We start from the raw sequence: 21,117 nt of genomic DNA on the forward strand, positions 1-21,117 counted from the left end.
CAGTCTCGTACCCACAGCGCGTGCTGTCACTCTGCTGAGTACCCATCACGTACGGTTCTTCTGTGTTCGGACCGCATGTGATTCCGTTTCTGCCGGCCTACATCCCGCCCGACGTCTGCGGGCCCGTGGGCATGGACCCCGCGACCACGCCGGTCGACACGTGCTTGAACCTGGTCATCGAGGACGTCCGTGACGACGGGGTGAGCGCGTCGCCCACACCCGAGAACGAGGGCCTGCCCGAGGTGATCACCGAGGCCCAGCAGAAGGGCGTCGACCTGAAGATCGTCGTCGTGGACCAGAACCCGCCGATCGACACGCCGCTGCGCGATATCGCGACCGAGGTGGGCGAGGCGTTTCCGGGGTCGACGGTGCTGGTGCTCAGCCCGACGGATTCGGGCACCTTCAGTACGACGTTCGACCGCATGACGCTTGAGGCGGGTCAGGACGTGGCCGAAGGGCGCGGTCCGGTGCAGGGTTCGAAGAATTTCCTCAGTGAGCTGACGGCAACACACTTTCCGTGGACTGCATTGACGATTGTGGTGGTTCTGGGAGTGGTTGCCGCCGTTATCGGTACGCGACTTTTGCAGGTTCGCGCCAGGCGTCTCGCGTCGCATAGAAACGCCTGAATCCCCACTGCGCCAACGGTTTTGGAGTGACTGCAGAACGCCCCGGTATTCGCGAAGTCACGACCCGATAACACTTCTTTCAATTACAAACTTGTAATTCGCGACTTAAGTTTCTTTGGCGTCAGATGTGACGTACGGTGCAATCGGTAACTGTGTTGTAGATGTGCATCCTGTGACAAATGAGCACAGTCACCGTGACGAATGTGTCCGCACGTTCGCCTGAAGCCATAGGAGAACTGAGTCGGATGAGACGCACACCTGGCGCATCCGCTACGCGGCCGTGTGGACGGTTCTGCGCGGCCCTGATCGTGGCAGCCATGTTGTCCACCACCCCCGGCCTGGCCCTCGCGCAACCCGACAGCCCCGACAGCCTTGCCGCGCTGGTCGCCGCCGTCGCCGATGCCGATCAGAAGCTGCAGGATCTCGGCGCCGAGATTCAGCAGCAGCAGGAAAGCGTCAACAAGGCGATCCTCGACGTGCAGACCGCCCGGGACAACGCCGACGCCGCGCAGCGTGAGGTCGACGCGAGCCGGCAGCGCGTCGAGCACGCCAACATCGCGATCGAGCAGGCGCAGAAGCGGTTCAATTCCTTCGCCGCCGCGACGTACGTCAACGGCCCCTCGGATTCGTACCTGACCGCGGGCGATCCCGCCGAGGTCATCAAGACGGCCGCGGCGGGCCAGACGCTGGCGATCAGCTCGCAGCAGGTGATCGCCGATCTACAGCGGGCCCGCACCGAGCAGGTCAACCGCGAGTCCGCGGCGCGGCTGGCCAAGCAGAACGCGGACAAGGCGGTCGCCGACGCCGAAGCCAGCCAGCAGTCCGCGGTTTCGGCCCTGACCAACGCGCAGGAGACGTTCAAGTCCCAGCAGGCCCAGCTCGACAAGCTGGCCGCCGAGCGCAAGGCCGCGCAGACCAAGCTCGCCGAGGCGCGTACCCAGGCCGCTCCGGCGCAACCGGCGGCCGCCGCGACGCCGAAAAGCCCCGACTGGGACCGCGCCCCGGAGGGTGTCGACCCCGGCACCGGTAACTGGGCCACGCCCTGGGACCCGACGTTGCCAGCGATCCCCAGCGCCTTCGTCAGCGGCGATCCGATCGCGATCATCAACGCGGTTCTCGGCATCGCGTCGACCTCGGCGCAGGTGACCCAGGACCTCGGTCGCAAGTTCCTGCAGTCGCTGGGAATCCTTCCGCAACCGGCCGCCGCGCCGGCCTTCAACAACGGCGCGATCCCGCGCGTCTACGGCAGGCAGGCGACCGAGTTCGTGATCAAGCGCGCCATGTCGCAGATGGGCGTGCCGTACTCGTGGGGCGGCGGCAACGCTGCCGGACCGAGCCGCGGCATCGACTCCGGCGCCGGCACAGTCGGTTTCGACTGCTCGGGCCTGATGCTCTACGCGTTCGCAGGCGTCGGCATCAAGCTCGACCACTATTCGGGTTCCCAGTACAACGCCGGGCGCAAGGTCCCGACGTCGCAGATGCGCCGTGGCGACATGTTGTTCTGGGGCCCCAACGCCAGCCAGCACGTGGCGCTGTACCTCGGCGACGGACAAATGATCGAAGCGCCCTATACGGGTTCGGTGGTGAAGATCTCGCCCGTGCGTACCAGCGGCATGACCCCGTACGCGACGCGTCTCATCGAATGGTGAGCGGTCAGAAGCGAAAGACGTTAGGAAGACTTTGCGTTTCAAGCTGATTCGGTTCTTGGGCGGTTGTGCGCTGCTGGTGGCGACCGTCGCGCTCACCGTCGGGCTGGCGACGCCGGCGACGTCCGCACCCGAGGACGGCCAGTGGGATCCGACGCTGCCCAAACTGATCAGCGCCGGCGCCCCTGGCGATCCTCTCGCGATCGCCAACGCCTCGCTCGCGGCGACCGCCCAGGCCACCGAAGTCACGATGAGCCTGGGCCGCAAGTTCCTGTCCACCCTGGGCCTCGCGCCACCGGAGGCCGCGGCGGCCAGCGTCGCGCCGGGCCGGGTGCGCGGACCGCAGGCGATCGAGTACGTCATCCGTCGCGGCGCCTCGCAGATGGGCGTGCCGTACTCATGGGGCGGCGGCAAGCCGAACGGCCCGAGCCGGGGCATCGACTCGGGGGCCAACACCGTCGGGTTTGACTGCTCGGGTTTCACCCAGTTCTCGTTCGCCGGGGTCGGGGTGTTGATCCCGAAGTACTCCGGCGACCAGTACGACACCGGCCGCAAGGTGCCGACGTCGCAGGCCAAGCGCGGCGACCTGCTGTTCTGGGGTCCCGGCGGCAGCCAGCACGTCGCCATCTACCTGGGCGGCGGACAGATGCTCGAGTCCTCGGGCAGCGCGGGCAAGGTGACGGTGGGCCCGGTGCGTCACTCCGGACTTCAGCCGTATGTGGCGCGCATCATCGAATCCTGAGCGGAGCCTGAGCCGAAGCTGAACGTTTCGGGCGGCGTCGACGGATTCTGCCGTGCCTGGAATAGTTGACGTCGAGCGTGCGGCCGCGACCGGCCTGCGCCGCTTTGACCAGCGAGTTATGTGGAAGGAACGTTGATGACCTCACCGAGTGGGCCGTCGCAGGGGCCTGGAGGCTACCCCGGCCAGGCGCCGGCACAGGGATACCAGGGCTCACACGCCGCACCGTCGAGCCCGGTTTCCCAGAACGGCGGTCTGCAGCAGGAGGTCCACACGCTCGAGCGGGCCGTCTTCGAGGTGAAGCGCATCATCGTCGGACAGGACCAGCTGGTCGAGCGCATGCTGGTCGGTCTGCTCGCCAAGGGTCACGTACTACTCGAGGGTGTGCCCGGCGTGGCCAAGACGCTGGCCGTCGAGACGTTCGCCAAGGTGGTGGGCGGCACCTTCGCCCGCATCCAGTTCACTCCCGACCTGGTGCCGACCGACATCGTCGGTACCCGTATCTACCGGGTGGGCAAGGAGGAGTTCGATATCGAGCTCGGGCCCGTCGTGGTCAACTTTCTGCTCGCCGACGAGATCAACCGCGCCCCTGCCAAGGTGCAGTCCGCGCTGCTCGAGGTCATGGCCGAGCGCAAGATCTCCATCGGCGGTAAGACGTTCCCGTTGCCCCAGCCGTTCCTGGTGATGGCCACGCAGAACCCGATCGAGCAGGAGGGCGTGTATGCCCTGCCCGAGGCTCAGCGGGACCGCTTCCTGTTCAAGCTGAACATCGACTACCCGTCGCCCGAGGAAGAGCGGGAGATCATCTACCGGATGGGCGTCAAGCCACCGGAGCCCAAGCAGATCCTGGCGCCCGGCGATCTGCTGCGTCTGCAGGACGTGGCGGCCAACAACTTCGTGCACCACGCGCTGGTCGACTACGTCGTCCGGGTGGTGACCGCGACGCGTCAGCCCGAGAAGTTCGGGATGCCCGACGCGAAGGCGTGGATCGCCTACGGCGCCTCACCGCGCGCATCGCTGGGCATCATCGCGGCGTCGCGCGCGCTGGCGCTCGTGCGCGGACGCGACTACGTGATCCCGCAGGATGTCGTCGAGGTCATCCCCGATGTGCTGCGGCATCGGTTGGTGTTGACCTACGACGCGTTGGCCGACGAGATCTCGGCCGAGACGGTGATCAACCGCATCTTGCAGACCGTGGCCCTGCCGCAGGTGAACGCCATTCCGCAGCAAGGTCATTCGGTGCCGCCCGTCGTGCCCGCCGCCGCTGGTGCGGCCAGCAATCGGTGACCAGCTCCCGACGCTCCGTCGATCTGCCGTCGCTGAAGCGCGGCGAGATCCGTGACCCCGCGCTGAGCGCGGCGCTGCGCAAGCTCGAGTTGACGGTGCGGCGCAAGCTCGACGGCGTGCTGCACGGCGACCACCTCGGCCTGCTGCCCGGCCCGGGTTCGGAACCGGGGGAGTCACGGCTCTACCAGCCCGGCGACGACGTGCGCCGGATGGACTGGTCGGTCACGGCGCGCACCACGCATCCGCACGTGCGGCAGATGATCGCCGACCGCGAACTCGAGACCTGGCTCGTGATCGACATGTCGGCCAGCCTCGACTTCGGCACAACCGGTTGCGAGAAGCGCGATCTCGCGGTGGCCGCCGCGGCGGCGATCACATTCCTCAACAGCGGGGGCGGCAACCGGATCGGCGCGATCATCGCCAACGGCGACACCGTGCGGCGGGTGCCCGCGCTGTCGGGCCGGATGCACGAGCAGGAGATGCTGCGCGCGATCGCGACGATGCCCAAGGCGCCTGCCGGCGTCCGCGGGGATCTGGCCGCCGCGATCGACGCGCTGCGCAGGCCCGAGCGGCGCCGCGGCATGGCGGTGATCATCAGCGACTTCCTCGGCCCGATCAACTGGATGCGCCCGCTGCGGGCGATCGCGGGGCGCCACGAGGTGCTCGGAATCGAAGTGCTCGACCCGCGCGACGTCGAACTGCCCGCGGTCGGCGAGGTGGTGCTGCAGGACGCCGAGACCGGAGTGACCCGTGAGTTCACCATCGACGAGCAGTTGCGCGACGACTTCGAGCGGGCGGCCGCGGCACACCGCGCGGAGGTGGCCAGGACGTTGCGGCGATGTGATGCGCCGCTGCTGACGCTGCGCACCGATCGCGACTGGATCGCCGACGTCGTCCGGTTCGTCGCCAACCGCAGGCGTGGCGCGCTGGCGGGCCACGCCTGATATCGAGATGATTAGGCGCACATGACATTGCCGTTGCTCGGACCCATGACGCTGTCGGGTTTCGAAAACGCCTGGTTCTTCCTGTTTCTGCTCGCGGTGCTCGGAATCGTCGGGCTCTACATGGCCGTCCAGCTGGCCCGGCATCGGCGGATGCTGCGGTTCGCCAACATGGAGTTGTTGGAAAGCGTTGCACCCAAACGACCTTCGCGCTGGCGGCATCTTCCCGCGATCCTGCTCGTCATCGGTCTGGTGTTTCTGACGGTCGCGATGGCCGCGCCCACGCACGACGTCCGCATTCCGCGCAACCGCGCGGTGGTGATGCTCGTGATGGACGTCTCGCAGTCCATGCGCGCCACCGACGTCGCCCCCAACCGGATGGCCGCCGCCCAGGAGGCGTCCAAACAGTTCGCCGACGAACTCACCCCGGGAATCAACCTGGGCTTGATCTCCTACGCCGGCACGGCGACGGTGCTGGTGTCGCCGACCACGGGACGGGAGGCCACCAAGGCCGCAATCGACAAACTGGAGTTTGCAGACCGCACGGCGACCGGTGAGGGCATCTTCACGGCTCTGCAGGCGATCGCCACCGTGGGGGCGGTGATCGGCGGCGGCGACGAACCCCCGCCTGCGCGCATCGTGTTGTTCTCCGACGGCAAGGAGACGGTGCCGTCTAACCCGGACAACCCCAAGGGCGCCTACACCGCGGCCCGCACCGCAAAGGACCAGGGGGTGCCGATCTCGACGATCTCGTTCGGCACGCCGTACGGCTACGTCGAGATCAACGACCAGCGCCAACCCGTACCGGTCGACGACGAGATGCTCAAGAAGATCGCCGATCTGTCCGGCGGCGAGGCGTTCACCGCGTCGAGCCTTCAACAGCTGCGAGAGGTCTACGCCAACCTGCAGCAGCAGATCGGCTACGAGACGATCCGCGGCGATGCGAGCGTGGGGTGGCTGCGGCTGGGAACGCTGGCCCTGGCGATGGCGACGCTTGCGGCCCTTTTCATCAACCGTCGTCTGCCGAATTGATTTGCAAGGGATGACGATCTGAGATGACAGTTCCACTGCTGGGACCGCTATCGCTCACGGGATTTCAGCACATCTGGTGGTTCCTCCTGTTCGTGGGGGTTCTGGTGGCACTGGCCGGGTTGTACGCCGCGGCCCAGATCGCCCGGCGACGGCGGTTGCAGCGCTTCGCCAACACCGAGCTGCTCGACAGCGTGGCGCCAAAGCGGCCCAGCCCGATGCGTCACGTTCCCGCGGCGCTGCTGGCGATTTCGCTGCTGTTGTGCACCATCGCGCTGGCCGGGCCCACCCATGATCAACGCCTTCCCCGCAACCGCGCGGTGGTGGTGCTGGCCATCGACGTCTCCCAGTCGATGCGCGCCACCGACGTCGACCCGAGCCGCCTGGCCGCGGCCCAGGAGGCCTCGAAGAAGTTCGTCGACGAGCTCACGCCGGGCATCAACCTCGGCGTCATCGCCTATGCCGGGACCGCCAACGTCCTGGTCTCGCCGACCACCAACCGCGACGCGAGCCGGCGCGCGATCGAGAATCTTCAGGTGGCCGACAAGACCGCGACCGGCGAGGCCATCTTCACCGCACTGTCGTCGATCTCCACCGTCGGCGCCGTCATCGGTGGCGGCGATACGCCACCGCCCGCGCACATCGTGCTGTTCTCCGACGGCAAGGAGACGGTGCCGAACAACCCCGACAACCCCAAGGGTGCGTTCACCGCGGCACGGGCCGCCAAGGATCAGGGCGTGCCGATCTCGACGATCTCGTTCGGCACGCCGAACGGGTCGGTCGAGGTGAACAACGAGCGGGTCCCGGTGCCCGTCGACGACGAGGGCATGGAGAAGATCGCAGAGCTCGCCGGCGGCGAGGCCTACACCGCGTCCAACCTCGACGAACTCAACAAGGTCTACGACACCCTGCAGGACCAGATCGGGTACGAGACCGTGCGCGGTGAGGCGACCACCGGCTGGCTCCGGCTCGGCGCCCTGTTCGCGGCCGTGGCGGCGGTGGCCAGCCTGCTGATCAACCGACGGCTACCGCTGTGAGCGCGGCACTTCACTAAGGCGATTTCTTAAGAATGGCGGGCAGGCGATAGGTTGGCGGGCATGACTGCGCACGCGACGAGCAATGACACCGGAGCGACCGCCGAATCCGAATCGGCCGGTGGTCGTCCGCCTTTCGTCTCCCGCTCGGTGCTGGTGACCGGCGGTAACCGTGGCATCGGCCTTGCCATCGCGAAGCGCCTCGCCGCCGACGGTCACAAGGTCGCCGTCACCCACCGCGGTTCGGGGGCCCCCGAGGGGCTGTTCGGCGTGGTCTGCGACGTCACCGACAACGCCGCCGTCGACCGCGCGTTCAAAGAGGTCGAGGAGCATCAGGGACCGGTGGAGGTCCTGGTGTCCAACGCCGGCATCTCCAAGGACGCGTTCCTGATGCGGATGACCGAGGAGCGCTTCGAAGAGGTCATCAACGCCAACCTCACCGGCGCGTTCCGGGTGGCGCAGCGGGCCTCACGCACGATGCAGCGCAAGCGGTTCGGCCGGATCATCTTCATCGGCTCGGTGTCGGGCATGTGGGGCATCGGCAACCAGGCCAACTACGCGGCCGCCAAGGCGGGGCTGATCGGCATGGCCCGCTCGATCTCACGTGAGCTGTCCAAGGCCAACGTCACCGCCAACGTCGTCGCGCCCGGCTACATCGACACCGAGATGACCCGGGCCCTCGACGAGCGGATCCAGGCCGGCGCACTGGATTTCATACCCGCCAAGCGGGTGGGCACCGCAGAGGAGGTGGCCGGCGCGGTCAGCTTCCTGGCGTCCGAGGATGCCAGCTATATCGCCGGCGCGGTGATCCCCGTCGACGGCGGCATGGGTATGGGCCACTAGATCTTTTCGCAAGAGAGAGGGACTTTCACATGACCGGTTTGCTCGACGGCAAGCGCATCCTCGTCACGGGGATCATCACCGACTCGTCGATCGCGTTCCACATCGCCAAGGTCGCCCAGGAGTCGGGTGCGGAGTTGGTGTTGACCGGGTTCGACCGGCTGAAGCTGATCCAGCGGATCGCCGACCGGCTGCCCAATCCGGCGCCGCTGTTGGAGCTCGACGTGCAGAACGAGAAGCACCTCGACACGCTGTCCGAGCGCATCACCGAGGTGATCGGCGAAGGCAACAAGATCGACGGCGTGGTGCACTCGATCGGGTTCATGCCGCAGTCCGGCATGGGCATCAACCCGTTCTTCGACGCGCCCTACGAGGACGTCTCCAAAGGCATTCACATCTCGGCCTTTTCGTATGCCTCGTTGGCGAAGGCGACGCTGCCGATCATGAACCGCGGCGGCAGCATCGTCGGCATGGACTTCGATCCGACCCGCGCGATGCCCGCCTACAACTGGATGACCGTGGCCAAGAGTGCGCTCGAGTCGGTGAACCGCTTCGTCGCCCGCGAGGCCGGGCCGTACGGTGTGCGTTCCAACCTCGTCGCGGCGGGCCCGATCCGCACGCTCGCGATGAGCGCGATCGTCGGCGGCGCACTGGGCGCCGAGGCCGGTGAGCAGATGCGGTTGCTCGAGGAGGGCTGGGATCAGCGCGCGCCGGTCGGCTGGGACATGAAGGACCCGACCCCGGTGGCCAAGACGGTGTGCGCACTGCTGTCGGACTGGCTGCCTGCCACCACCGGCACCGTGATCTACGCCGACGGCGGCGCAAGTACGCAGTTGCTGTGACGGACCGCAGGTAAATGGACATCGATGAGCGCTTGCGCGAAGAGCATTGACTTCGACGCCGTCCTGCTGCTCTCGTTCGGCGGGCCGGAGCGCCCCGAAGACGTGATGCCGTTCCTGGAGAACGTGACTCGCGGGCGGGGCATTCCGCGGGAGCGGTTGGCGTCGGTCGCCGAGCACTACCTGCATTTCGGCGGCGTCTCGCCGATCAACGGCATCAACCGGGCGGTGATCGAGCGGCTGCGCACCTACGTCGACGTTCCGGTGTATTTCGGCAACCGCAACTGGGAGCCCTACGTCGAGGAGGCCGTGACCGCCATGCGCGACGACGGGGTGCGCCGTGCGGCGGTGTTCACCACGTCCGCGTGGGGCGGCTACTCGAGCTGCACGCAGTACGTCGAGGACATCGCCAGGGGGCGGCAGGCGGCGGGCGACGCGGCCCCGCAACTGATCAAACTGCGCCAGTACTTCGACCATCCGCTGTTCGTGCAGATGTTCGCCGACGCGATCACCGACGCAGCGAGGGCGGTGCCGCACGACGCGCGCCTGGTGTTCACCGCTCACTCGATTCCGCTGGCTGCGCGGTCGCGCTGTGGCGCAGAGCTTTACGAGCGCCAGGTGGCGTATACCTCCGGGCTGGTGGCGGCCGCGGCCGGGTATGACGACTACGACCAGGTGTGGCAGTCCCGATCCGGCCCGCCGCAGGTTCCGTGGCTGGAACCCGATGTGGGCGACCATCTTTCGTCGCTCGTCGAGAACGGCACCACGGCCGTGATCGTGTGTCCGATCGGTTTCGTCGCCGACCACATCGAGGTGGTGTGGGACCTCGACACCGAACTGCGCGTACAGGCCGAAGAAGCCGGAATGGCCTTCACCAGGGCGGCGACGCCGAACGCCGATCTCGCACGTGTCGCCGCCGACCTGCTCGCCGAGTTGCGCGACGGCCGGGACCCTGAACGGGTGCCAGGACCGAATCCGCCGCCGCTGCAGGGGTATTCGGTCGACGGCCTGCTGTGCACGCCGGCCTGCGGCTAGCCTCGCCAGGCTGAGTGCAGGACCGCGTCGACCGCGGCCAGTCGCGCCGAGCGCACCACGGTCGACAGCGGACGCAGCGCGTCGTTGGCGATCTGCACCTCAGCGGAGCTGTGCAGCCCTATCGGTATCAGCCCGGCGCTGACCGAGATGATCGCGTCGACGTGCGCGGCGTTCTCCAGCACGCGCGCCGCCCGGTCTGGCGCGTGGCCGGGAAGGCGATGCATGCGGGTGGATTCCAGCACCTGCTCGACGAGCCCGCGGGGATCCTCCACGTCGATCTCGGCCGCGCCTGCGCGCAGTGCCCCGAGCGCGTCCGCCGCCGAGCGGACCGCCGACCGCAGCGCGTACTCGGCCTCGGCGAGATTTACGTATCCCACGGGCGGGGATCCTTCGGGTATCGAGTACACCGTCCACGACAGCCCGCACGGGTCACGGTCGAACTCGTCGGAATCCTCGAATTCGTCGTACTCGAAATCCGGCACCAGGCCGATCGATCCCGCACCGGAGACGACCAGGGCCTCGCCCGCGGTCACCGCGTCGCGCTGGAACTGGGTGCCTGCTGGCAGCCCCCGGACGTCGCCGGGCACCGGAAGGGCCAGGCCGATCGGCGGTTCCGTCACGCCGGGGCCGGCGGCCGTGCGCAGCGTCTGCAGCAGAGACACCGCACCCGTATCCACCAGATCGGGCCAGGGTAAACCGGTCGCGCCGGCCGCCACGGAATCGTAGGCGGTTACGGAATGCTTTGGCGCCCAATGTGATAGCGCGTCGAGGACATCGTCGGGCGCGGCAACGCCCGCTAACCAGGCATTGGCCCATACCGACAGCGAAACACTGGGACACCACATGATGTTCGAAGTGTAGTTGTTACGCCCGCAGGTGGTCGGGCGCGACGATAGGGTGGTGTCATGCCCGCTGCGCTGATCTGGTTAATTGCCGCGCTGGCGCTCGCCGGTGCCGAAGCACTGACCGGCGACCTGTTCCTCCTCATGCTCGGTGGCGGGGCGCTGGCCGCGGCAGGCTCGAGCCTGATCTTCGACGACCTGTGGGTGCACGGCGCGGTGTTCGCCGTCGCGTCGATCCTGTTGCTTGTGCTGGCGCGGCCCGCGCTGCGAAGGCACTTCCAGGCCGGTACCGGTCTGCCCGACCCGGCCAAGGCGCTCGAAGGCAAAAGCGCGCTGGTGCTCGACCGGGTGGCCCAGCACGAGGGACAGGTGAAGCTCGACGGTGAAGTCTGGACGGCGCGGCCGCTCAATGAGAACGACGTGTACGAACCGGGGGACCAGGTGACCGTCGTGCAGATCGACGGTGCCACCGCCGTCGTCCAGAAGCTCGCCTAGAACACACTGGGTACGAGGGAAGGAATCGTCATGGATGGAGCCGTCGCCGGCCTGGTGCTCGTCGGCGTGCTGGTGGTGTTCGCCGCCATCATCGTCGCGAAGTCGATCGCGCTGATACCGCAGGCCGAGGCCGCGGTCATCGAACGGCTCGGCCGCTACAGCAAGACCGTGTCCGGTCAGCTGACACTGCTGCTGCCGTTCGTCGACCGGATCCGTGCCCGCGTCGACCTGCGCGAGCGGGTGGTGTCCTTCCCGCCGCAGCCGGTGATCACCGAGGACAACCTGACCGTGCAGATCGACACGGTGGTCTACTTCCAGGTGACCAACCCGCAGGCCGCGGTCTACCAGATCAGCAACTACATCGTTGGTGTCGAGCAGCTGACCACGACCACGCTGCGCAACCTCGTCGGCGGTATGACGCTGGAGCAGACGCTGACCTCACGCGACCAGATCAACACGGCGTTGCGCGGCGTGCTCGACGAGGCCACCAACCGCTGGGGGCTGCGGGTCGCCCGTGTCGAGTTGCGCAGCATCGACCCGCCACCGTCGATCCAGGATTCGATGGAAAAGCAGATGCGCGCCGACCGCGAGAAGCGCGCGATGATCCTGACCGCGGAAGGCAACCGGGAATCGGCGATCAAACAGGCCGAGGGCCAGAAGCAGGCACAGATCCTGGCCGCCGAGGGTGCCAAACAGGCCGCGATCCTGGCCGCGGAGGCAGATCGCCAGTCGCGCATGTTGCGCGCCCAAGGCGAGCGCGCGGCGGCCTACCTGCAGGCCCAGGGCCAGGCGAAGGCCATCGAGAAGACGTTCGCGGCCATCAAGGCGGGCCGGCCAACGCCGGAGATGCTGGCGTACCAGTACCTGCAGACCCTGCCCCAGATGGCCAAGGGCGAGGCGAACAAGGTGTGGCTGGTGCCCAGCGACTTCGGTTCGGCGCTACAGGGTTTCACCAAGCTGCTCGGCGCGCCGGGGGAGGACGGCGTGTTCCGCTACACCCCGTCGCCGGTGGACGACACGCCGGTCAAGACTGACGACGACGACGAGGTCGCCGACTGGTTCAACACCGAGACCGATCCGGAGATCGCCCGCGCCGTGGCCAAGGCCGAAGCCGAGGCGCGCACGTCGGTGGACGGCCCCGCGCCCATCAACGCGCCGCCGTCGTTCCCGGGGATCGGCCAGCAGACCAACCCTGCGGGGCAGGAACGCGAGCCCGGCGGCGGGGCGCACTCCCGTTGAGACGTGGCAGGCGGGCGGTCACTGGCTCGTGTTCAGCGGCGCCGCGTCGGCCATGCGCCTCAACTGCTGACGGCCGGTCTGGGCGCAGTCGTCGATCGTCGGAAGGCTGAAACTGGTGTACATCACCCGTCGGTCGCGATCCACCGGCGGCTGAGCCATGTGCAACGTGCACGAGAGGTGGACGGTGACGTCACCGGTCTCGGTGGCGAGATCGACGACTGGAAGGTCGAGACCGGGTTGCAGGCTTGGTGCGGGCCACACGAGGGCTCGATGCGAACCGGCGACCACTCGCAGCTGACCCGACGTGGCACCGCCGGCGGTTACTGAGATGCCGACCGTGAGGCCACAGCAGTCGTAACTGTGTCGACCGAGGGCACAGTCTTTGTGCCAGGGGACGTCTGAGATGCCCCTTGTGACGCCGAGCGGCTTGAAAAGAGCCTCAACGCGTTTCCCATCCCATCCGCTTGGGACGTGTGCGTCGCCCGTCAACCTGCCGATTCTGGCAAGACGTTCGTCAGCGACGAGCTCAGCGGCTGTCCGAGACTCTGCATCGAATTCCTGCATCCGCACCAGCGCGTGGGTCCCGTCTTTCAGGGTGGCCCACCATGAGCGCCCGTCGCCCTCGAAGTAGCGCGGCGCGGCGAGGTCCATTTCCGTCGAGACGGCCGACATCTCCGCTTGGCTGAACACGCCCTTGATGTGCAGGTAGCCGGCTTGTTCGAGGAACCAGGCCATCTCCTCGGCTGGATCGTCTGGGGCGAAAGAGCTTTGCAGGTTCAGTGGCTCGCCGTGGCGATCCAGGAAGACGACAGCCCCGTTGACATGAGGGGTCGTGCCGTCGATCGCGGCTCGCAGGAGGAGCCACCAGTCCAAAACGTCAGACAGTTCCCCGTGCACCTCCAGCGCGCCGGTGGCCAGCCACCCCATCGGGGTGACCTGGTCGGCGATCAGCGCCGCCAGCTGCTCTGCGTCGATTCGCAGTACGGTGCCGGTCGCCGGCCCTCTCCCGCATGTCATGCGGTCGCCGTCGACGCCGAGGGTCCAGCGCTGATCGTCCACCGAAACGGTCAGCGGTCGCGGCGGGCGCTGCTGAAGCGATGGCGTGAGCCGCTCGTTCGAGTCGGCGAACAAGTGCGGGAGCGCGGCCTCGAAGAACTCGGCGGGCTCAACAACTGCGGGGTCGCCGTCGACCCTCGTCCGTACGTCGACACTCATGTGTGCGAACCAGCGTAGAAAGCTCCAACCCTTTCCATCAAGGGCAGACGACGGCCGACTTCATCGCGTCAGGCGCAGCGGTTCATCGATCTCGGCTTCGACCGCGCGCTCGCGATGGTGGCGCCGGTGCACGCGGACCTCGTAGACCAGGCCCGCCACGCCCAGGCTGGCGGTGCAGAACGAGATCAACACGAGCAGGGGGCTGACATTGCCGGTCAGCGCGTCGCCGAGGATCACCACCGCCGCAGTGCCCGGCACCAGTCCCGCCAAGGTGGCCAGCGCGTAGGGGAGCACGCGCACCGACGACACGCCCGCGGCGTAGTTGAGCACCGCGAACGGCACGGCGGGAATGAGCCGCATCGACAGCACCGTCGGCCAACCGCGTTCGCGCAACCGCGCGTTGAGGGACTCGATCCGCGGATGGCGCACCGTTCGGTCCAGTCGAAGGCCCACGGCGCGCACGAGCAGCACCGCGATGACCGCGCTGATCGTCGCCGCCGTCACCGCCAGGGGGATCCCCAGCACCGGGCCGAAGAGCAAGCCTGCGCCGAGCGTGAATGCCGTGCGGGGGAACGGGAACACTGTCACCACGATGTGGGCGGCCAGAAACGCCAGCGGAAACCACGGCCCGACCGAGGTGGCCCAATCGCGCAACTGCACCGCGGTCGGCACCGGGACCAGCAACGCAACTGCGACGAGAATCACAATCGCCGCCAGCGACCCGACCAGACGCACCCGCGAGACGCTCGAAGACGTCGCGATCACCGCCCCTCGGACCGCGCGCAGGGTGCTGACGACGGAGTTCACGCCTACCAAGACTACGGAACCGCGGCCGAAGTCACCTGTTCGCGGGCCCGCGAGTCGACCGACCGGCAGACACCGCTGTGACTGCGATCATTTAGCCTGATGATCGTGCAGAAACCCACTGTGGTCGAGGCCGATCGCGAGCGCTGGCGCTCAGCGGTTGCCGCGGTACTGGCAAAGAGCACCCGGCGCGATCCCGCCGATCTGCCCGCCGAGCCCGAGCGACTGCTGGATTCGCCCACCTACGACGGCTTCGCGATCCGCCCGCTGTACACCAGCGCCGATGCGCTTCCCGAACCTCCGCTGCCCGGGCAGTGGCCGTTCGTGCGCGGCGGTGACGCGCTCCGTGACGTCAAGGCCGGCTGGAAAGTCGCCGAGGCGTTCCCGACGAACGGGTCCAGCAACGTGGCCGAATCCAACGGCGCCGTTTTGGTCAGCCTCACCGAGGGGGTCAGCGCGCTCGTCATCCGCGTCGGCGCGCCTGCAGGCGTCGCGGCTTCGGAGTTGGACCGGCTGTTCGACGGCGTTTTCCTCGACCTCGTCCCGGTGCTCTTCGAGATCGCCGGGCCCGATTACGTTTCGGCCGCCGACGCGATGCTCGGACTGCTGAGCGACCTCGACGCCGACCAACGCTCCCGGCTGTCGGTGGACCTCGGCGCGGACCCGTTGACCGCACCGTTGAGCGGGCGCGCGGCGCCCGAGATCGCCGACGTCGTGGCCACCGCGGCCAAGCTCGGCGACTACAGCGGCTGCGTTCGCGCCGTTGCCGTCGACGGACCCGCGTTCCACAACCTCGGCGCCAACGCATCGTGGGAGCTGGCCGGCCTGGTGTCGGCGGGCGTGAGCTACCTGCGGCAGCTGGAAGAGGGCGGTATCGGTGTCCCGGATGGGTTGCGGCAGATCAGTTTCCGCATCGCCGCCGACGACGACCAGTTCATGACGATCGCCAAACTGCGGGCCGCGCGCCTGTTGTGGGCCAGGGTCGCCGAGGTCGTCGGAGCGCCGGAGCACGGAGCGGTCACCCTGCACGCCATGACGTCACTGCCGATGATGTCCAAGCGCGATCCGTGGGTGAATATGTTGCGCACCACGGTGGCCGCCTTCTCGGCGGGTGTCGGCGGGGCCGACACCATCCAGGTCCACCCGTTCGACGTCGCGATCCCCGGCGGCTTCCCTGGCACGGCGCCGAGCTTCGCGCGCCGGATGGCCCGCAACACCCAGCTCCTGTTGCTCGAGGAGTCACATCTGGGCCGTGTGCTCGACCCGGCGGCGGGTTCCTGGCATGTGGAGGACCTCACCGAGGAGCTCGCCGAGCAGGCGTGGAAGCACTTCCAGGACATCGAATCCCGCGGCGGCTTCGAACAGGCTCGTGATCACATCGCGGCCCAGATCGCCGAGGTCGCCCAGCGGCGCGCCGAGGACATCGCACACCGGCGAACCGCGCTGACCGGTGTCAACGAGTTCCCCAATATCGTCGATCCGGCTCTGCCGCAAGGTGATTCGCTGCCCGGGGTGGCCCGTTATGCGGCGGGCTTCGAGGAGCTGCGGGACCGCTCCGACGCTTTCCTCGAGAAGACCGGGGCCAGACCGAAGGTGTTGCTGCTGCCGCTCGGCCCGCTCGCCGAGCACAACGTGCGCACCACCTTCGCCACGAACCTGCTCGCGTCGGGCGGTATCGAAGCGGTGACCGAGGCGGAGCAGACACCGCCGATCGCCGTGATCTGCGGCACCGACGCCCGCTACGGCGAGGAAGCCTCGGCCGCGGTCGACTCGGCACGCAAGACGGGCGTATCTCATGTGCTGCTCGCCGGGCCGGAAAAGGCCGTCGCGGATGCCGATTCCAAACCGGACGGCTACCTGACCGCGAAGATCGACGCGGTCGCCACCCTGTCGGACCTGCTCACCAGATTGGGGGCCTGAGGTGACTGCCACAGCCGGGATCGGAAAGACCATCGGGAGTTTCGCCGGCGTCCCGCTGCGCGGCGACAAGCGTGCCGAAGCGCCGACCGAGGCCGCCGTCACCGCCCATGTCGAGGCGGCCGCCACGACGCACGGATACAGCGCCGACCAAGTGGACTGGGTGACGCCGGAGGGTATCGACGTCAAGCCCGTCTACATCGGGGCCGACCGCGACGCCGCCGTCGCCGCCGGATATCCGCTCGACACCTTCCCGGGCCAACCGCCCTTCGTGCGGGGCCCGTACCCCACCATGTACGTCAACCAGCCGTGGACCATCCGGCAGTACGCGGGTTTCTCCACCGCCGCGGAGTCCAACGCGTTCTACCGGCGCAACCTGGCCGCGGGGCAGAAGGGCCTCTCGGTGGCGTTCGACCTGGCCACCCATCGCGGTTACGACTCGGACCATCCGCGCGTGCAGGGCGACGTCGGAATGGCAGGCGTGGCAATCGATTCCATCCTCGACATGCGCCAGCTGTTCGACGGCATCGACCTGTCGACCGTGTCGGTGTCGATGACGATGAACGGCGCGGTGCTGCCGATCCTCGCGCTGTACGTCGTGGCCGCGGAGGAGCAGGGCGTACCGCCGGAGAAGTTGGCCGGGACCATCCAGAACGACATCCTCAAAGAGTTCATGGTCCGCAACACCTACATCTATCCGCCGAAGGAGTCGATGCGGATCATCTCCGACATCTTCGGCTACACCAGCACGAAGATGCCGAAGTTCAACTCGATCTCGATCTCGGGCTACCACATCCAGGAAGCCGGTGCCACAGCCGATCTCGAGCTGGCCTACACGCTGGCCGACGGTGTCGAGTACATCAAGGCCGGCCTCGATGCCGGCCTCGACGTGGACAAGTTCGCGCCGCGCCTTTCGTTCTTCTGGGGCATCGGGATGAACTTCTTCATGGAGGTCGCCAAGCTGCGGGCCGGCCGGCTGCTCTGGAGCGAGCTGGTCGCGGAATTTGGACCCGAAAGCCCCAAATCCAGGTCATTGCGCACCCATTCGCAGACCTCGGGATGGTCGTTGACCGCTCAGGACCCGTTCAACAACGTTGCGCGCACCTGCATCGAGGCGATGGCGGCGACGCAGGGGCACACCCAGTCGTTGCACACCAACGCGCTCGACGAGGCGCTGGCATTGCCGACTGACTTCTCGGCCCGCATCGCGCGCAACACCCAGTTGGTGCTGCAGCAGGAGTCGGGCACCACGCGGCCGATCGATCCGTGGGGCGGCTCGTACTACGTCGAGTGGCTGACCCACCAGCTGGCCACCGCGGCGCGGATGCACATCGGCGAGGTCGTCGAGCACGGCGGAATGGCGCAGGCGATCTCCGACGGCATCCCGAAACTGCGCATCGAGGAGGCCGCCGCGCGCACCCAGGCGCGCATCGACTCCGGCCAGCAGACGGTGATCGGCGTCAACAAGTACCAGGTCGACGAGGACCACGAGGTCGAGGTCCTCAAGGTCGAGAACAGCCGGGTGCGGGCCGAGCAGCTCGCCAAACTCGAGCGGCTGCGCGCCGAACGCGATCAGGCCGAGGTGGACGCCGCGCTGGCCGAGCTGAGCCGGGCGGCCGGTGCCCGCGGACCGGCGGGTGAGGACGGGCTGGGCAACAACCTGCTCGCCCTGGCCATCAACGCCGCGCGGGCCAAGGCCACCGTCGGCGAGATCTCCGATGCGCTCGAGCGGGTCTACGGGCGCCATGTCGCCGAGATCCGTACGATCGCCGGCGTCTACCGCGATGAGATGGGGGGTGCAGGGGTCAGCAACATCACTAAAGCCACCGACCTCGTGCAGAAGTTCGCCGAGGCCGACGGTCGCCAGCCGCGCATCCTGATCGCGAAGATGGGCCAGGACGGGCACGATCGCGGGCAGAAGGTGATCGCGACCGCGTTCGCCGACATCGGCTTCGACGTCGACGTCGGCTCGCTGTTCTCCACCCCCGAGGAGGTCGCACGGCAGGCCGCCGACAACGACGTGCACGTCGTCGGCGTCTCGTCGCTCGCGGCCGGGCACCTGACCCTGGTGCCCGCGCTGCGCGAAGCGCTGGCCGAGGTGGGTCGGCCCGACATCATGATCGTGGTCGGCGGCGTCATCCCGCCCGGCGACTTCGATGAGCTCTACGCCGCCGGAGCCACCGCGATCTTCCCGCCCGGCACCGTGATCGCAGACGCGGCGGTCGGCCTCCTGCACAAGCTGGCCGATCGGCTGGGCTACCGCCTCGACTAGATGGCCGATCCGACCGACGACCTTGCGGCCGCCGTGGCGGACGGCGACCGTGCCGCCCTGGCAAGAGCCATCACGCTGGTGGAATCGACGCGCGTCGACCACCGTGAGCAGGCTCAGGAACTGCTGCTGAAGCTGACCGAGCACGCGGGCAGCTCGCTGCACGTCGGGATCACCGGGGTGCCCGGCGTCGGCAAGTCGACGACGATCGAGGCGCTCGGCATGTACCTGATCAACCAGGGGCACCGCGTCGCCGTGCTGGCCGTCGATCCCTCGTCGACCAGGACCAGGGGCTCGATCCTCGGCGACAAGACCCGCATGGCGCAGTTGGCCGTGCATCCCGACGCCTACATCCGCCCATCGCCCACCTCGGGCACACTCGGCGGCGTCGCCAAGGCGACCCGCGAGACGATCGTGCTGTTGGAGGCGGCCGGTTTCGACGTGGTCCTGGTCGAGACCGTCGGCGTTGGGCAGTCCGAGGTGACCGTCGCCAACATGGTCGACACCTTCGTGTTCCTCACGCTCGCGCGCACCGGCGATCAGCTGCAGGGCATCAAGAAGGGCGTGCTCGAACTCGCCGACATCGTCGTGGTGAACAAGGCCGACGGCGAGCACGCGGTCGAGGCCAAACGGGCCGCCCGTGAGCTCACCGGTGCCATTCGGCTCATTTATCCCCGCGAAACACTGTGGCGCCCACCGGTTCTGACGATGAGCGCACTAGAGGGGACGGGCCTCGAGGAGCTGTGGGCGACGGTGCTCAAGCACCGCGACGTGCTCACCCAGGCGGGGGAGTTCGAAAGCCGCAGGCGCGCTCAGCAAGTCGAGTGGACCTGGTCGATGGTGCGGGATTCGGTCCTTGACCGGGTGCTGTCGAACCCGAACGTGAAGCGGATGCGCGCCGAGATCGAACGTCAGGTCCGCGACGGGGAGCTGACCCCCGCGCTTGCTGCGCAGCACCTGCTCGACGCCTCTGACATGCGCGAACCTAACAAATAGGTAACGGTAGGTTTATTTGCCGGGGCTGCGAGTAAATTAAATAAATTGTGACGGGTGTCAACAAACGGGAGCGCAGCGTCGCGCTTCCGCACGGTGTCCAGGGCGCTGCGGATTCCAACTTCGCCTGCACCCTGCGTGGTTTCTCGCGACTGTTCCCTGGTCGTCGCTACGGCGGCGGCGCCCTGTCGATCTACTTGCACGGTGAGCCCGTCGTCGACGTGTGGACCGGTTACTCGGACCGCAGCGGTACGCAGTACTGGAGCGCTGACACCGGCGCGATGGTCTTCTCAGTCACCAAGGGCATGGCGTCCACGGTCATCCACCGACTCGCGGACCGCGGCCTGATCGACTACGACACCCCGGTGGCCGAGTACTGGCCCGAGTTCGGCGTCAAGGGCAAGGCCGCGATCACGGTACGCGAGCTGATGCAGCACCGGGCCGGGCTGTCGCACCTCAACGGGTGCACCAAGGCCCAGCTGCTCGACCATCAGGTGATGGAAGAGCGGGTGGCGGCCGCGCCGGTCAACAAGCTGCTGTTCGGCCATCAGGCCTATCACGCGCTGACCTACGGCTGGCTGATGTCCGGCCTGGGCCGAGCCGTTACCGGCAAGGGCATGCGCGATCTGATCCGCGAGGAGCTGGCCGAGCCGCTGGACACAGACGGGTTGCACCTGGGACGCCCGCCTGCCGGCGCGCCGACCCGCGCCGCGCAGATCCTCGCCCCGCAGGGCGCCCTCGCCAACCCGGTCTTCAACTTCGTCGCCCCGCGCGTCGCGGCCCTCGGGGTGTCCGGGATGTTCGGTTCGATGTACTTCCCCGGCATGAAGTCGGTGGTCCAGGGCGACACGCCGTTCCTGGACGCCGAAATCCCGGCCGCCAACGGTGTAGCCACCGCCAGGAGCCTGGCCAAGATGTACGGCGCGATCGCCAACGGTGGCCGCATCGAGGGCAAACAGTTCCTGTCCGCGGAGCGGGTCGCGGCGCTGACCGGCCGAGCGAGCTACTGGCCTGACCGCAACATCTTCGTCCCGTTGAGCTTCAACCTGGGCTACCACTCGCTTCCGGTGCCCCCGGGTGTGATGCCCGGGTTCGGTCATGCCGGGCTGGCCGGCTCGGTCGGGTGGGCCGATCCGAGCACCGGGCTGGCGTTCGGCTTCGTGCACAACCGGCTGCTCACGCGGATGGTGCTCGACCAGGCGACGTTCGCCGGGCTGGGCGTGTTGATCCGGCGCGACGCGGCGCGGGCGCGCCGGCGTGGCTATCAGACGGTGCCCGATCTGGGTGCGCCGTTCTACAGCGTGTCGCGCGAGGTTGCGGGATAGCG

At 67.9% G+C, this 21,117-nt stretch carries 19 protein-coding genes; 16 read left to right on the top strand and 3 right to left on the bottom strand.

The window, feature by feature from the left end:
- Positions 1-62: 62 nt before the first annotated feature.
- The 10 genes from CEX87_RS08005 to CEX87_RS08050 all read left to right on the top strand — a co-directional run bounded on the left by CEX87_RS08005 (position 63) and on the right by CEX87_RS08050 (position 10,016).
- The gene (locus tag CEX87_RS08005; protein ID WP_094286650.1) at positions 63-626 is read left to right on the top strand and encodes an Rv1476 family membrane protein; all 564 of its coding nucleotides are present in this window, start codon (positions 63-65) and stop codon (positions 624-626) included.
- Between the two features lie 245 nt (positions 627-871).
- Positions 872-2,275, top strand: a complete 1,404-nt coding sequence (gene ripA / locus CEX87_RS08010) for an NlpC/P60 family peptidoglycan endopeptidase RipA (RefSeq protein WP_094286652.1) — start codon at positions 872-874, stop codon at positions 2,273-2,275.
- A gap of 31 nt (positions 2,276-2,306) precedes the next feature.
- A complete protein-coding gene (gene ripB / locus CEX87_RS08015; RefSeq protein ID WP_064395509.1) occupies positions 2,307-3,014 on the top strand; it encodes an NlpC/P60 family peptidoglycan endopeptidase RipB in 708 nt (235 codons plus the stop codon).
- A gap of 135 nt (positions 3,015-3,149) precedes the next feature.
- Entirely contained in the window at positions 3,150-4,298 is a 1,149-nt protein-coding gene (gene moxR1, locus CEX87_RS08020) for a chaperone MoxR1 (protein WP_064419875.1), read from the top strand.
- Positions 4,295-5,242 (top strand): DUF58 domain-containing protein, encoded by a 948-nt coding sequence (locus tag CEX87_RS08025; RefSeq protein ID WP_064406116.1) that lies wholly within the window; start codon positions 4,295-4,297, stop codon positions 5,240-5,242. The genes moxR1 and CEX87_RS08025 overlap by 4 nt, the downstream gene beginning before the upstream one ends.
- 21 nt (positions 5,243-5,263) lie before the next feature.
- The gene (locus CEX87_RS08030) at positions 5,264-6,271 is read left to right on the top strand and encodes a VWA domain-containing protein (RefSeq protein WP_064419820.1); all 1,008 of its coding nucleotides are present in this window, start codon (positions 5,264-5,266) and stop codon (positions 6,269-6,271) included.
- A 23-nt stretch (positions 6,272-6,294) separates the two neighbouring features.
- Complete coding sequence (locus CEX87_RS08035; protein WP_094286654.1) at positions 6,295-7,305, top strand: VWA domain-containing protein; 1,011 nt, start codon at positions 6,295-6,297, stop codon at positions 7,303-7,305.
- A 60-nt stretch (positions 7,306-7,365) separates the two neighbouring features.
- Positions 7,366-8,145, top strand: coding sequence for a 3-oxoacyl-ACP reductase FabG1 (gene fabG1, locus CEX87_RS08040; protein ID WP_064395513.1), 780 nt, complete (start codon positions 7,366-7,368; stop codon positions 8,143-8,145).
- A gap of 29 nt (positions 8,146-8,174) precedes the next feature.
- The gene (inhA, locus tag CEX87_RS08045) at positions 8,175-8,984 is read left to right on the top strand and encodes an NADH-dependent enoyl-ACP reductase InhA (protein ID WP_064395514.1); all 810 of its coding nucleotides are present in this window, start codon (positions 8,175-8,177) and stop codon (positions 8,982-8,984) included.
- A gap of 45 nt (positions 8,985-9,029) precedes the next feature.
- Positions 9,030-10,016: a ferrochelatase gene (locus CEX87_RS08050; protein ID WP_094286758.1), complete on the top strand. Its 987-nt coding sequence runs from the start codon at positions 9,030-9,032 to the stop codon at positions 10,014-10,016.
- Here CEX87_RS08050 and CEX87_RS08055 read toward each other — a convergent pair.
- A complete protein-coding gene (locus CEX87_RS08055; protein ID WP_094286656.1) occupies positions 10,013-10,861 on the bottom strand; it encodes a hypothetical protein in 849 nt (282 codons plus the stop codon). The two genes, CEX87_RS08050 and CEX87_RS08055, sit on opposite strands and share 4 nt — an antisense overlap.
- Positions 10,862-10,921: 60 nt before the next feature.
- Between CEX87_RS08055 and CEX87_RS08060 the strand changes: the two genes are divergently transcribed.
- A complete protein-coding gene (locus CEX87_RS08060) occupies positions 10,922-11,353 on the top strand; it encodes an NfeD family protein (protein ID WP_094286658.1) in 432 nt (143 codons plus the stop codon).
- Positions 11,354-11,383: 30 nt separating this feature from the next.
- Positions 11,384-12,592: an SPFH domain-containing protein gene (locus CEX87_RS08065; protein ID WP_064395517.1), complete on the top strand. Its 1,209-nt coding sequence runs from the start codon at positions 11,384-11,386 to the stop codon at positions 12,590-12,592.
- Positions 12,593-12,610: 18 nt separating this feature from the next.
- Here the strand turns inward: CEX87_RS08065 and CEX87_RS08070 are convergent, their stop codons facing one another.
- Both CEX87_RS08070 and CEX87_RS08075 read right to left on the bottom strand, forming a co-directional pair.
- On the bottom strand, positions 12,611-13,807 hold the full coding sequence (locus tag CEX87_RS08070) for a phytanoyl-CoA dioxygenase family protein (protein ID WP_064419818.1): 1,197 nt from the start codon (positions 13,805-13,807) through the stop codon (positions 12,611-12,613).
- A 60-nt stretch (positions 13,808-13,867) separates the two neighbouring features.
- Positions 13,868-14,614: a TVP38/TMEM64 family protein gene (locus CEX87_RS08075; protein WP_064419817.1), complete on the bottom strand. Its 747-nt coding sequence runs from the start codon at positions 14,612-14,614 to the stop codon at positions 13,868-13,870.
- A 99-nt stretch (positions 14,615-14,713) separates the two neighbouring features.
- Here CEX87_RS08075 and mutA point away from each other — a divergent pair, with 99 nt between their 5' ends.
- Genes mutA through lipL form a run of 4 tightly spaced genes read left to right on the top strand, consistent with a single transcriptional unit; the run spans position 14,714 to position 21,115 of the window.
- Positions 14,714-16,531 carry a methylmalonyl-CoA mutase small subunit gene (gene mutA / locus CEX87_RS08080; RefSeq protein WP_094286660.1) on the top strand — a complete coding sequence of 606 codons (1,818 nt, stop codon included), beginning with the start codon at positions 14,714-14,716 and terminating at the stop codon, positions 16,529-16,531.
- 19 nt (positions 16,532-16,550) lie between these two features.
- Positions 16,551-18,800, top strand: coding sequence for a methylmalonyl-CoA mutase (gene scpA / locus CEX87_RS08085; RefSeq protein ID WP_094286760.1), 2,250 nt, complete (start codon positions 16,551-16,553; stop codon positions 18,798-18,800).
- Entirely contained in the window at positions 18,801-19,793 is a 993-nt protein-coding gene (meaB, locus tag CEX87_RS08090) for a methylmalonyl Co-A mutase-associated GTPase MeaB (RefSeq protein WP_094286661.1), read from the top strand.
- Between the two features lie 47 nt (positions 19,794-19,840).
- Positions 19,841-21,115 (top strand): esterase/beta-lactamase LipL, encoded by a 1,275-nt coding sequence (lipL, locus tag CEX87_RS08095; protein WP_094286662.1) that lies wholly within the window; start codon positions 19,841-19,843, stop codon positions 21,113-21,115.
- Positions 21,116-21,117: the final 2 nt, after the last annotated feature.

Source organism: Mycobacterium lehmannii (genome assembly GCF_002245535.1).
GTDB lineage: Bacteria > Actinomycetota > Actinomycetes > Mycobacteriales > Mycobacteriaceae > Mycobacterium > Mycobacterium lehmannii.

Bases quoted from the DNA above. Each gene is read 5' to 3' on its own strand.
- ripA (WP_094286652.1), top strand. From the start codon at position 872: ATGAGACGCACACCTGGCGCATCCGCTACGCGGCCGTGTGGACGGTTC.
- moxR1 (WP_064419875.1), top strand. From the start codon at position 3,150: ATGACCTCACCGAGTGGGCCGTCGCAGGGGCCTGGAGGCTACCCCGGC.
- CEX87_RS08030 (WP_064419820.1), top strand. From the start codon at position 5,264: ATGACATTGCCGTTGCTCGGACCCATGACGCTGTCGGGTTTCGAAAAC.
- CEX87_RS08035 (WP_094286654.1), top strand. From the start codon at position 6,295: ATGACAGTTCCACTGCTGGGACCGCTATCGCTCACGGGATTTCAGCAC.
- fabG1 (WP_064395513.1), top strand. From the start codon at position 7,366: ATGACTGCGCACGCGACGAGCAATGACACCGGAGCGACCGCCGAATCC.
- inhA (WP_064395514.1), top strand. From the start codon at position 8,175: ATGACCGGTTTGCTCGACGGCAAGCGCATCCTCGTCACGGGGATCATC.
- CEX87_RS08055 (WP_094286656.1), bottom strand. From the start codon at position 10,861: ATGTGGTGTCCCAGTGTTTCGCTGTCGGTATGGGCCAATGCCTGGTTA.
- CEX87_RS08060 (WP_094286658.1), top strand. From the start codon at position 10,922: ATGCCCGCTGCGCTGATCTGGTTAATTGCCGCGCTGGCGCTCGCCGGT.
- CEX87_RS08065 (WP_064395517.1), top strand. From the start codon at position 11,384: ATGGATGGAGCCGTCGCCGGCCTGGTGCTCGTCGGCGTGCTGGTGGTG.
- CEX87_RS08070 (WP_064419818.1), bottom strand. From the start codon at position 13,807: ATGAGTGTCGACGTACGGACGAGGGTCGACGGCGACCCCGCAGTTGTT.
- mutA (WP_094286660.1), top strand. From the start codon at position 14,714: ATGATCGTGCAGAAACCCACTGTGGTCGAGGCCGATCGCGAGCGCTGG.
- meaB (WP_094286661.1), top strand. From the start codon at position 18,801: ATGGCCGATCCGACCGACGACCTTGCGGCCGCCGTGGCGGACGGCGAC.